Genomic DNA, 12,735 nt, shown 5'->3' on the forward strand with positions numbered 1-12,735 from the left:
CGTGCCCGTTATCTGAATTTTGGAGCCTGAGCGGTCAACTTTAATGGGTTTACGTGCCCGTTATCTGAATTTTGGAGCCTGAGCGGTCAACTTTAATGGGTTTACGTGCCCGTTATCTGAATTTTGGGGCCTGAGCGGTTAACTTTATGGGGTTTACGTGCCCGTTATCTGAATTTTGGAGCCTAGGCGGTCAACTTTATTGGAGTTACTTACCCAATTCTTGAAATATGGAGACGAACCGGTCACTGTTGGTCGCACTCTAAATGACAATAGCAACAAAGTTTGCGAAAACAGCCTTAATATAAGTAAATCTATTACCCTTTTTACCACTATTATGTAGTCATTTGTGATGTCAAAGAAACAATATTGAGTGGAGGCCTTGATGTTAGAGAGGCTATTAAGATTGAAGATAACTTTGTAATGTTAAAGATAATTTATGTTCTGAGTACGTGTGACGTTAGGTTAAAAGAATGTTTTATTTAATTCCTAAAAATTGAAGCGCTTTCAAGAAAAAGGGGGATTTACTTTTGAAAAAACTTATTATTTTGCTAAGTATCATACCTGCAATTGGCTCCTTAACGGTGATAAATCGTGTGGAACCTTATATCCTTGGATTACCCTTCATTGTCTTCTGGTCAGCATCATGGCTTATTTTAACGTCAATCTGTCTTTATATTAGCTGTATTCTGTATGATCGAAAGGAGCGTGAGGAGAATCTATGAATAGTTCCATCTTGATTATTATTGCGACTCTTGCTTTGGCTTTTTACTTAGGCATCCGTGCACGGAAAGGGCAGGAAATGAAGTTGGAGCAGTGGGCAGTTGGGGGCAGAAGTTTCGGTGGATTGATCATGTTTGTTCTCATGGCTGGAGAGATGTTTTCAACGTTTGTGTTTCTCGGAGCAAGCGGAGCAGCTTATAGATTTGGTGCTCCTGCAATTTACATCTTTTGCGCTCTCACGTATATCGTTCCATTCTGGATTTTACCCCCTATTTGGCGCTACGCGAAAAAACATAACTTGCTGACACAATCTGACTTTTTTGCGAAAAAGTATAATAGTAAGCCTCTAGGATTACTAGTCGCGGTTATTGGAGTCGTTTCAATGATTCCCTATATTGTTATCCAATTAAAAGGTTTCCAAATTATTGCTTCCGAAGCATCATACGGTATGATTTCTCCAACACTAGCTGTTTGGATTGGTATGATTGTCGTGACCGTTTTCGTTTACGTTTCAGGAATTCACGGATCAGCATGGACATCGATGTTAAAAGACATTCTCATGCTTGTCGTCATTCTGATTTTGGGCATTTACTTACCGATCCATTATTTCGGTGGGATACAGCCGATGTTTGAAACGTTGGAAGCAACAAAGCCAGGCTTTTTATTGTTTGCTGACGAGGGCTTGAGCATCCCGTGGTATGTTTCCCTTTGCGTCATCGTTGCTTTAGGTCAGTATATGTGGCCACATTGTTTCGGCGCCAGCTTATCTGCTCATAGTGCATCAACCTTGCGGAAAAACGCGGCGATTTTACCTTTGTATCAAATTGTTCTTGTCTTTATTATCTTTATCGGGTTTACCGCTGCTGTGCAAATCCCGAATTTACAAGGAGCAGAATCGGATCTTGCGTTGTTTAAACTAGCAAAAACTGCATTTCCAGCCTGGTTTATCGGCGTTGTCGGAGCAGCTGGGATGCTAGCAGCTCTTATTCCTTGCTCAATGTTAATTTTGACAGCATCCACGATTTTATCGAAAAATATATATAAAGCCATCAAACCGAATACATCGAATGAACAGCTTGCTAGATTAACACGTATTTTTGTTCCAATCGTCTCATTAATTTCCTTGTATTTTACATTCTTTGGTGGAAATACGATGCTTGCACTCTTGACGATGGCTTATAGCTTTGTTCTGCAGCTCTTCCCACCATTAATTTTCAGCTTAAAGAAGAAAAATCCAGTCAGTAAAGCGGGAGCTGCTGCAGGAATGATTGTAGGAGTAGGATTAGTTGCATACTTTACGTTGGCAGAGACGACAATGGCCACGCTATTCCCGACGTTCCCTCAATTCATTCGGGATTTCGATATTGGGATTGCGGCAATTACTGTTAACATGATCGTCATGTTTACTGTCAGTGCCTTCACACGTAAGATTCAAATACCGATTAATGAAGGAACAGTCAGTCAAAAAATCAGCTCCTAATTTAAAATGCGTAGTTGGATTAGCGAACTGTTTCGCTATCTAAAAAACCTTTCATGAGTTCGAGTGCCAACTACTAATCTATTATGTACTAAAGCTATCACCTGCCATGCTTGATTTTATAACATATCAAATGGTAGGTGATAAGGTGTATGTGGATAGGTAGAAAGAAGGCTAGAAAATGAGTGTTTTATCTACAATGACAAACGATATGTTGTGAAAGAGAGGAAGGCCGAATGAACATAAATAAAATAGTAGTAGAAAAAAATGTACCTTGTCAGCTAGCAGATAACACGATTTTGTATGCTGATGTTTATCGGCCAGATGATGATCAGCAGTACCCAGTTTTACTTACGCGTTTACCGTATAATAAAAATCACCCATTTTATTCTCACCGTTATTTGGACACGAATCGTTTAGTCGAAAATGGGTATGTGGTAATTGTTCAAGATGTTAGAGGACGCTTTTCTTCAGAAGGAGATTTTTTTCCCTTTAAATATGAAGGAAAGGATGGATTTGAAGCTGTAGAATGGGCTGCTCGGTTACCGTATTCCAATGGAAATGTAGGGATGTTCGGTCTTTCTTATTATGGATTTACTCAATTGTTGGCAGCTGCTGAAAATCCACCTCATTTAAAGGCGATCTTTCCTGCTCAGACGTTTAACGATTTAAGGGCAGGCAGTTTTTATCAAAATGGAGCGTATGGGATAGGTATGACAATAACATGGGCGTTAGAATCAATTGCGCCAGATGCGATTAAACGGAAATTTACTGATCCTTTGGAATATAGGCAGAAAATGCAACGACTAGCTGAAATAATCGATAACATTGAAGAGGAATTCCGCTATTTCCCTCTTAAAGAATGGCCTGCACTAAAGGAACTTGGTGTTGCCAATTACTTTTATGAAATGTTGGAATATGATTTGGAAGATAAGAAGTGGGATGAAATTTCTTTAGGATCAGAAAAATTAAAAGCAATAACCGTTCCTTCTTTTCATCTTGGTGGATGGTATGATAATCTGCTCGCTCCTACCATTGCAAACTATTTTCATTCAAAAGAAAACGGAAATCAGCGACAAAAGTTAATGATCGGTCCGTGGTCACATGGTGATTTTAGTTCACAGATCGGGCAAAGAAAATTTGGGCAACACGCTTCACAGGATTGGATTGATTATAAGGAAGATTTAACAGACTTACATCTACGCTGGTTCGACTATTGGTTAAAAGAGAAAGAAACAAATATTCTTCAAGAAAAACCTGTGAAAATCTTTGTGATGGGTACCAATACATGGCGTGAAGAAGAGGCATGGCCACTCCCACAAACAAACTACATATCTTACTATTTTCATAGCAATGGTAAGGCGAATACTCGATTCGGCGATGGCGGATTATCCATAGAAATGCCAAGAGGGGAACCAACAGACCATTTTATTTTTGATCCTTCAAACCCAGTACCAAGTACGGGTGGTGGTACGCTTTTTGATCAAGTAGGTTCGATTGGGCCGATCAATCAAAGAATCGTCGAAGAACGGGACGATATTTTAGTTTATACTAGCGACGCTTTAACAGCGGCCATGGAAGTAACAGGTCCAATCAAGGTTATTCTCTATGCCAAAACCGATGCTTGTTCGACGGATTTTACAGCAAAATTAGTAGATGTTTCTCCAGATGGGACCGCATATAATTTGACAGATGGAATTGTGCGATCATCTTTTCGTACCGGCTTTAAAAAGGAGGATGAAAGTATTCAAGACCAAATCATCGCTTATGAAATCGACCTATGGGCAACAAGTAACGTGTTTCTTCCAGGGCACAAAATAAGAGTTGAGATTTCGTCTAGTAACTTTCCGCGCTTCGATGTGAATTTTAATAATGGAACAACTACACTAGACGGCACAACGTATATTACTGCCAACCAAACGATTTATCATAATGAAAAGTATCAATCACATATTTTGCTACCGGTTATCCCATCAATTGAAAAGTAAATGTAAGATTAAAAAGTTGCTGTGTGACATAGCAACTTTTTTTCGTTAAATAATAAGAAGTGGGGAGTTATCTCTTGTGAAAACTAATGATGTTAGTTAAACTAAAACTAATAACATTAGTTTTTGATAAGAAATGAAAAGGGAGTGGTTTTTATGAAGATAACAAAAGTCGGCACTATCCATCAATTAACATTTTTGCCTGAATTCTTTCCAGTGAATTGCTATTTAGTTGAAGAACAATCAGAACTTACATTAATTGATACAGGGATACCTAACAGTTATAAGGGGATTTTAAACGTAATTACTAAACTTAATAAGCCACTAACCAACATTTTACTCACTCATGCACATGGCGATCATGTTGGTTCTTTAGATGAACTGAAAAGAAGATTTCCGAATGTGCCTGTTGCAATTTCCACACGGGACAGTCGTTTATTAAAGGGTGATATTACATTAGATAGCAATGAGCCGCAAATACCGATTAAAGGAGGAATTCCGAAAAATCTTAAGACGAACCCTGATCGCTTGCTTGAAGAAGGGGATCGCGTCGGTTCATTACAAGTAATTGCTACACCTGGACATACACCAGGCTCACTTTCTTTCTTAGATATTCGTAACCAAAGCATGATTGTAGGTGATGCGATGCAGACAAGAGGTGGGATTGCGGTAAGTGGTCAAATGCGTCCACTGTTTCCTTTTCCAGCGTTCGCCACTTGGAACAAGGAGATGGCGGTTGAAAGTGTGAAGAAAATTGAACAGGTAAAGCCAAGTTTAGTCGCTGTAGGTCATGGAGAAATGTTGCTAGAGCCAAACGAGCCTATTCGAAAGGCGATTGAGCAAGCAGAACGCAAATTAGCCTTATTAACGAAATAATTTTATATTTACAATAGTAGAAAGGTAGATAAAAATGTCACCAAGAATTGGATTAGATGTACAAACTATTTTACAAGCAGCGGTAGAAATTGCAGATCAGGAGGGAGCTGAGGCAGTTACATTAGCGGCGTTAGCAAAAAAATTAACGATTCGTCCTCCTTCCTTATACAATCACATTGAAGGATTGACAGATTTACGGAGAAAGCTAGCAATTTACGGCATGGAAGAGCTCTATAGCAGGCTAGCACAGGCAGCGAATGGAAGAACGAAAGATGAATCAGTTCATGCAATTGCCGATGCATATGTTGAATTCGTACGCTCACATCCAGGACTATATGAGTTTACACTTAGTACTTTAGAAAAAGAAGATAAAGAAATTCAATTAGCAAGTAAGCAAATAATCGACTTAAGTATTCAAGTGTTAAATGGATATGGATTAAAGGAAGAGGCAGCCCTTCATGCTGTCCGTGGATTAAGAAGCATTTTACATGGATTTTCATCACTTGAACAAAAAGGTGGATTCGGTCTCCCACTTGACTTAGATGTTAGCCTTCATCTCTTGATCGATAGTTTTTTGGCAGGTATAGATAAGATGAAAAAGGATTATTAACCAAGCAGAGGTAGGTACTGCGGAATGAGCATATTCTTATTAAAGTCTATTAATTTAGGTTTGCGTTTTATATTAGAAATCTGTGCGTTAACTTCACTTGGATACTGGGGATGTCAACTACCCACCACTTAGATTCTAACGAATCTTGAAGTGGGGGCTTGAAAAAGGCCTTTAGCTGTCTAGCCTACGTTTTACGAAAACTACGTTGGGATGGTGATCACACCCTCGGATGATTCCCTAGTCCGTTGCTCTGTGCAGGCACTGTAATAGTTCTGAATGGGTAGGAACGGTCAACCTGATTGGGCGGTTTTACCGCAAAGCCATTCCAACATTGGCGAAGGGAAACAAACTCCAAAAGGAGGGAATACGTCATGTTCGTATTCGTACTGAATAAGCATGGGGAATCCTTAATGCCATGCAAACCAAGAAAAGAGAGACTCTTACTCAAACAAAAGAAGGCAAAAATCGTAAGCTATCAACCATTTACGATCCAATTGATCTATGGAAGTAGTGGTTACAAACAACCTATTAATGTTGGGATAGATTTAGGTGCTAAACACACAGGAATAGCGGTTACGACCAATGACAAGGTACTTGTCAAAGGAGAGGTAGAAGTACGTCAAGATGTTAAGAGTTTACTAGAAACAAGACGTATTTACCGAAGAAGTAGACGTAACCGAAAATGCCGCTATCGAAAGCCACGATTTGACAACCGTAAGCGTCACGAAAACTGGCTACCACCAAGTATACAATGTCGCTTAGATAATATGTTTCACTGGATCGATACGTTTTTATCTCTTGTACCAAATCCTGTGTTAACGATAGAAGTGGGTAAGTTCGATATTCAGAAGATGATGAATCCTGATATACAAGGTGAAGAGTATCAACAAGGGCAAACACTAAGCTATCATGATGTCCGTTACTTTGTCTTCGCAAGGGACCGTTATACGTGTCAAGTGTGTAAGAAAAAGGGCGGTATTTTGAATACACATCATATTGTCTATCGTTCACATGGAGGAAGTGATCGAGCTGATAATCTAATCACAGTATGTACAGATTGCCATACCCGTGAGAATCACCAAAAGGGTGCGATCTTATGGAAGTGGATGGAAGAAGGCAAAAAATTACCTACATATAAAGAGGGAACATTCATGAATATCTTCCGTAAACGGGTATTTACAAAGTACTCGAAGGCGAATGTGACGTATGGGTCAATCACTACACCACAAAGGAAAGAGTTAGGATTAGAAAAAGCGCACGCGAATGATGCGGTTGCGATAAGTGGAATAAAAACGATTCAGCACATGAGTGATTCCGTCTTCTATATCAAGCAATTTCGTAAGAAAAAACGTTCGTTGCATGAAGCCACAGCTCGAAAAGGTCGGAAGACAAAGAATAGCGAGAGCAAGAGAAACAAAAAGAATGTGAAACAACTGAAAGGATTTTATCTGAATGACCGAGTACGGGTGTATGGCCAAAATGGATATATTACAGGCTTTACTGGGACAGGTATGGCATATGTCAAAGATATTCATGGGAGCTACATCACGAAGCCTACTAAGTCGTATAAACAGGTCAATCTAAAAGATTGCGAGTTTCTGAGTCACACTAATAACTGGCAATATGTCGAGAATTTTTAGGCTAACGCCTAACCGAAATTCATCCCCTCCCTACTTACTTCGTTCCTTGAGGAAGGGGACTTCTTTCGGAAAGCTGTTAAAAGTCATCGTGGGAATAGGAACACCATTAGTGGTTGCTGTTATTTGGGGTATGTTCGGTTCTCCAGCCGCACCGTTTAAAGTTAGTTTCCCAGTGGAACTACTATTAGAGATATTCATTTATCCCACCTTAACGGGCAGTAAAACTCTTAATGAAAGATTCGAGAGCTAAGTGGGAGATAACTGCCCGTAAAGATCCGATAAGTCTCGCTAACCATCAGTGGGGGATGAAGAAAACCCCCACTGATGGAAGTCGCACTTTATGGAGCTGCAACTCTAGCATTATATGCATCAGGCAAAACATCACTATCGGTCATGTTTATAATCGTCGCCATTTTGAATAAAGTCCTTATGATTGTTTGGCAACAATGAAGATTGGAGAATTTGATGAATTGTTAAAAAATGTTAATGGTAAATTTATCTTCATTAAAATAAGTGCTCGAAACGTAGTAAAACATCTTCAAATAATATGAATGTTTGTTTCTACATCGCCTATTCAAGAAAAATTGTAATGTATAGTAAATCAAGTGACAAAACAGCCATGCTAGAATATACCCTACCTCCTATCTACATCCCTCTTCATGATCTATCAATGCTATGATAAGAATAATCGAATGAACTTGAGAGGGAGTAATGGTATGAATCAACATGATTTTACGAAGGGAAATATCATGAAGCAAATCTGGCTTTTTTCACTGCCGATGATGCTGACAAACTTATTGCAAGTATCTTACCAGCTTATTGATAGCCTGTGGGTTGGGAATCTCCTGGGAGCCAATTCTCTAGGGGCAATTGCAGTTTCAAGTACGGTCATTTTCACCATTTTATCATTTATCATTGGAATAAATAATGCGACATTAACAATCCTTTCTCAACATAAAGGCCAGGGAAATGAAAAGGGTCTAAAAAACTATATTAATGCGTTTGTTGTCATCTTATCGATCTTATCTGTGTGTTTGGGGATAATTGGCTACTTTTTATCAGAAGCTATCTTAACATTGCTTGGAACACCAGCTTCAATGATTGCTGATGCAACCGCCTATCTTCAAATTAATTTTATCGGGATCTTATTTTTATTTGGTTACAATTTCATTGCGACAGTTTTAAGAGCATTAGGTGATAGTAAAACACCTATCCGATACGTGATGATTGCTGTTATCTTGAATGCGATCCTTGATCCGATCTTTATTCATGTTTTTGGGTTTGGAATTGAAGGTGCAGCTTATGCAACCATTCTTTCGCAAGGTATAGCTTTCCTATATGGAATCGTTGATACGTTGAAACGAAAAATCATCCCATTTATTCTGCCAAAACTACCGACGAAGGAGGAAGCATCTCAGATTCTGAAATTAGGAATTCCTTCAGGCTTACAAATGATGGTCATATCAGCAGGAATGATGGCGATTATGAGTGTTGTAAACTCCTTCGGGAATGATGTTGTAGCCGGATTTAGTGCGGCTAGCCGGCTCGATAGTTTGATCATGATACCTGCAATGGCACTTGGTACAGCTGTTAATAGTATGGCTGGACAAAATATTGGCGCAAATAAATGGGATAGAGTCCACCAAATTGCCAAATATGGCGTTCTGTTTAATTTGTTGATAATGATTTTTATAAGTAGCTTCATTATTTTGTTTGCTGAAATGGCAATCAAGTTGTTTATAGATGAAAAAGATGCCGTTCATTTTGGAATGAGATATATACAGATCATTGGTTTTTTCTATCCGTTTTTAGGCATTAACTTTATTTTAAATGGCATTGTTCGTGGAGCAGGTGCAATGTTTCAAGTTTTAGTTTTAAATGTGATTTCATTTTGGATTCTCCGCTATCCATTAACCTATCTTTGTTCATTATGGTTAGGTGAAAATGGTATAGCTGTCGGAATGGGACTAAGCTTTGTGATAAGTAGTGTCATTGCATTTGGGTATTATAAGCTTGGAAAATGGCAGGAAATACAGCTTGTGGTAGAGAAGGAACAGAAAACGAGTGCACAGTCGTAAACCTCTATAAATTCCAGCCTTGACAGAAGACAAAATACTCGGCATAATATAGACAAAATTAGCGAACGTTTACGGAGGACTAGTACGCGGGACTTTTTGTAGCAGAGAGTGAAGTTTATTAGCTGAAAGACTTCATAACAATAAAGCCGCTGAACCTACCTCCCGAGTCCTATGCAAACATAGGCGTTTACCTGACGTTATCAGGGTAAAGTGGGATGTGTGACTTATTTTTCGCATCCAATCAAGGTGGTACCACGGAAGCAAAGCTCTTTTCGTCCTTATTTATTTAAGGATGGAGAGAGCTTTTTTTAGTATCAGAATTTATATGTTTTGTACTTAGTTTTGGTGTCTAGCTCCAGCGCCTAGCCCCTCTTGGGTCATAAGCCAATCAGGAATTGAAGGTAAAAAACACCTTCTATTCCTGATCGTCTTATGCTTGTCAGGGCTGAACAAGGCGCTTGCGCTTTTCTTAGTATACACTAACAAGTAGGTATCAATGAAGTTGATTGTAGAAAGATAGTGAGGGAAAGAAATTATGGAAAAAAAGCGAATTGTTGTCAAAATCGGTAGCAGTTCATTAACGAATGCTAAGGGACAAATCGATCATGAGAAATTATTAGATCATGTTCATGCAGTGGCAGCACTACGTGAGGCAGGACATGAGGTGTTACTTGTATCATCAGGTGCAGTAGCAGCAGGCTTTGCACGTTTAGGCTACCCATCACGACCGACAACGTTAAAAGGAAAGCAGGCAGCAGCAGCCGTAGGTCAAAGTCTTCTCGTTCAATCGTATATTGCTCAATTTAGTCAATTTGATCTTATTCCTGCTCAAATTCTCCTAACAAGAAATGACTTTTCAAAGCAGGAACGATATAAAAATGCTTATGCGACGATTACTGAGCTACTAGAACGTGGAATTTTACCAATTATTAATGAAAATGATACTGTTTCAGTTGAAGAGCTTACGTTTGGTGATAATGATATGCTTTCTGCGCTTGTTAGCGGACTTGTCCATGCTGATCAGCTTATTATTTTGACAGATATTAATGGATTATATGATTCAAATCCGCGTAAAAACCCGTTAGCACATAAATATGATTTCTTACCAGAGGTTACGGATGATTTGTTTCAATCGGCAGAAGGAGCCGGAACAAAGGTAGGAACAGGTGGAATGAAATCCAAATTAATGGCTGCTAAAACAGCAATCTCGTTAGGAGTTCAGGTGTTCATTGGCCTTGGAAAAGGAAGCCAAAAGCTACTTGACATCATTCAAGGTGATGGGGATGGAACATATATTGGCAAAGAGGGTCTTGCTTCGATTAATAATAGCAGACAATGGATTGCGTTTCATTCGGAAGTATCCGGAACGATTTTCGTCGATCAAGGAGCAGAGGATGCACTTCTATACAATGGAAAAAGCCTACTTCCTGCCGGTGTATATGACGTTAAAGGTTCATTTGAAAAATGTGATGTGGTAGAAGTGATTGGACCAAATGGATTACTTGGAAAGGGCGAGGTTCTTTTTTCTTCAACTGAATTAAAAAAATTCATGGGGAAACGAAGTGAAGAGTTTAGTAAGGATGAGGTTTTATCATCAAATGTTGTCATTCATCGTAATAAATGGGTAAAAGCATAAAGGAGGTAAAGGAAATGAGTGAGATTTTACAAAAAGGAAAATTAGCAAAAGAAGCAAGTTTTGTGCTGGTGGACATATCGACGGAGGATAAAAACCAAGCGTTAGCGAAAATTGCTGATCAGCTACTAATAGATCAAGCATTTATATTAGAAGAAAATCAAAAGGATCTTGCATCTGGTAAAGAAAATGGATTATCTGAAAGTGTGCTAGATCGCATCATGTTAAATGAAAAACGGATTCAAGATATGGCTGACGCGATTCGGCTGTTAATCGAACTCAAAGACCCTATCGGCGAAACCTTGGAGACAATCCAGAAGGAAAATGGACTTCGTATTAAGAAGAATCGCGTGCCACTAGGTGTCATTGGCATGATTTATGAAGCAAGACCGAATGTAACGATTGATGCGGCAACACTTACATTAAAAACTGGAAATGCTGTGATTTTAAGAGGTAGTTCGTCTGCAAGTTTTTCAAATAAGGCGCTCGTTCAATCGATCCATACAGCATTAGAAAAAAGCAATGTACCTGTTGATGCGGTCCAATTAATCGAAGATACAAGTAGGGAAACTGCGAAAGAGTTATTTCATTTAAAAGAGTATTTAGATGTACTAATTCCTCGTGGTGGGAAAAATCTGATTGATACAGTTGTGCGAGAGGCAACTGTCCCAGTTCTTGAAACTGGCGCGGGTAATTGCCATGTGTTTATCGATGAATCAGCTGACTATAAAATGGCTGAACGTATTGTAATCAATGGAAAAACACAAAGACCTTCAGTATGTAATGCAATTGAAACAGTATTACTAGAAGAAAAATGGTTTGCAAAGCATGGTAAGGATTTACTTGAAACGATACATGATCACGGTGTTGAAATTTATGGAGATGAAGCTGTCTGTAGCGCATTCGGTGCTGCAAAGTTAGCGACTGAAGAGGATTGGTACACGGAGTACTTAGCTCTTTCTATCAGTGTGAAGATCATTAAAGATGTCGATGAAGCGATTCAACACATTAATAAATATGGAACGAATCATTCTGAAGCAATTATTACGGAACAAGAGGCACATGCCAATAAATTTTTAAGTAAAGTAGATGCGGCAGCGGTTTACCATAATGCCTCAACTCGCTTTACTGATGGCTCCGAATTCGGCTATGGAGCAGAAATTGGCATCAGCACACAAAAGCTCCATGCAAGGGGCCCAATGGGATTAAACGCGTTAACATCAAGTAAGTTTTTTGTTTATGGAACAGGCCAAATTCGGTAATATGTGATTTTCTTACTAGTGGGATGGAGCTTAACTTAGGATGCAGATCTTAGGTTAAGCTCTTTTTGTATGCCAAGCTTTGTGGGAATTCCAAAAGAATGGTGGAAAAAACTTGATTAATGGAGGGGAAATGAGAGTTAGTGGTGGGAAGAATATGATCAATAGTGGAATTTGTAGCTTTGTAAAGAAGATTGATCGTTTATAAAAAGTTTGATTAAAAATCCTGTGATATACAGGATTTTTTCTTGTTCAGCAAACGGGCCAGATTGTTTAGTAACTTCTAGTAAGATAAAACAATATTGTGAAGAAATGCACTTGAACTAAAGGGCAGCATTCCTGTAATGAAGAAAAATGAGGTTTGAACAAAAAATAAACCTCTTGGTATGATATGAGTGTCCAAAAGCTGGCCAGCGAAAAGGACAAAAACATATATACCAGGAGGTCTTCGACCATG

At 38.9% G+C, this 12,735-nt stretch carries 11 protein-coding genes and 1 other annotated feature; all 11 genes read left to right on the forward strand.

Features of this window, described 5'->3' with window-relative positions; translation table 11 throughout:
- Positions 1-527: 527 nt before the first annotated feature.
- The 11 genes from K9V48_RS24885 to K9V48_RS24935 all read left to right on the forward strand — a co-directional run bounded on the left by K9V48_RS24885 (position 528) and on the right by K9V48_RS24935 (position 12,281).
- On the forward strand, positions 528-722 hold the full coding sequence (locus K9V48_RS24885; RefSeq protein WP_224141798.1) for a DUF3311 domain-containing protein: 195 nt from the start codon (positions 528-530) through the stop codon (positions 720-722).
- Positions 719-2,200, forward strand: coding sequence for a sodium:solute symporter family protein (locus K9V48_RS24890; RefSeq protein WP_224141799.1), 1,482 nt, complete (start codon positions 719-721; stop codon positions 2,198-2,200). The genes K9V48_RS24885 and K9V48_RS24890 overlap by 4 nt, the downstream gene beginning before the upstream one ends.
- A 233-nt stretch (positions 2,201-2,433) precedes the next feature.
- Positions 2,434-4,185, forward strand: a complete 1,752-nt coding sequence (locus K9V48_RS24895; protein WP_224141800.1) for a CocE/NonD family hydrolase — start codon at positions 2,434-2,436, stop codon at positions 4,183-4,185.
- A gap of 153 nt (positions 4,186-4,338) precedes the next feature.
- Positions 4,339-5,058: an MBL fold metallo-hydrolase gene (locus K9V48_RS24900; protein ID WP_224141801.1), complete on the forward strand. Its 720-nt coding sequence runs from the start codon at positions 4,339-4,341 to the stop codon at positions 5,056-5,058.
- A 34-nt stretch (positions 5,059-5,092) separates the two neighbouring features.
- Positions 5,093-5,668 (forward strand): TetR/AcrR family transcriptional regulator, encoded by a 576-nt coding sequence (locus tag K9V48_RS24905; protein ID WP_224141802.1) that lies wholly within the window; start codon positions 5,093-5,095, stop codon positions 5,666-5,668.
- A gap of 24 nt (positions 5,669-5,692) precedes the next feature.
- Positions 5,693-5,800 (forward strand): DUF2568 domain-containing protein, encoded by a 108-nt coding sequence (locus tag K9V48_RS29775; RefSeq protein ID WP_224141803.1) that lies wholly within the window; start codon positions 5,693-5,695, stop codon positions 5,798-5,800.
- Positions 5,801-6,039: 239 nt separating this feature from the next.
- Positions 6,040-7,308 (forward strand): RNA-guided endonuclease IscB, encoded by a 1,269-nt coding sequence (iscB, locus tag K9V48_RS24915; RefSeq protein WP_224141804.1) that lies wholly within the window; start codon positions 6,040-6,042, stop codon positions 7,306-7,308.
- Positions 7,309-7,438: 130 nt separating this feature from the next.
- Positions 7,439-7,558, forward strand: coding sequence for a hypothetical protein (locus K9V48_RS29780; RefSeq protein WP_368858310.1), 120 nt, complete (start codon positions 7,439-7,441; stop codon positions 7,556-7,558).
- 466 nt (positions 7,559-8,024) lie between these two features.
- Entirely contained in the window at positions 8,025-9,386 is a 1,362-nt protein-coding gene (locus K9V48_RS24925) for an MATE family efflux transporter (protein ID WP_224141806.1), read from the forward strand.
- 59 nt (positions 9,387-9,445) lie between these two features.
- Positions 9,446-9,669, forward strand: a binding site (T-box leader).
- Positions 9,670-9,921: 252 nt separating this feature from the next.
- A complete protein-coding gene (gene proB / locus K9V48_RS24930) occupies positions 9,922-11,022 on the forward strand; it encodes a glutamate 5-kinase (protein WP_224141807.1) in 1,101 nt (366 codons plus the stop codon).
- Between the two features lie 14 nt (positions 11,023-11,036).
- Positions 11,037-12,281 (forward strand): glutamate-5-semialdehyde dehydrogenase, encoded by a 1,245-nt coding sequence (locus tag K9V48_RS24935; RefSeq protein WP_224141808.1) that lies wholly within the window; start codon positions 11,037-11,039, stop codon positions 12,279-12,281.
- Positions 12,282-12,735 lie beyond the last annotated feature (454 nt).

Source organism: Metabacillus rhizolycopersici, assembly GCF_020075705.1.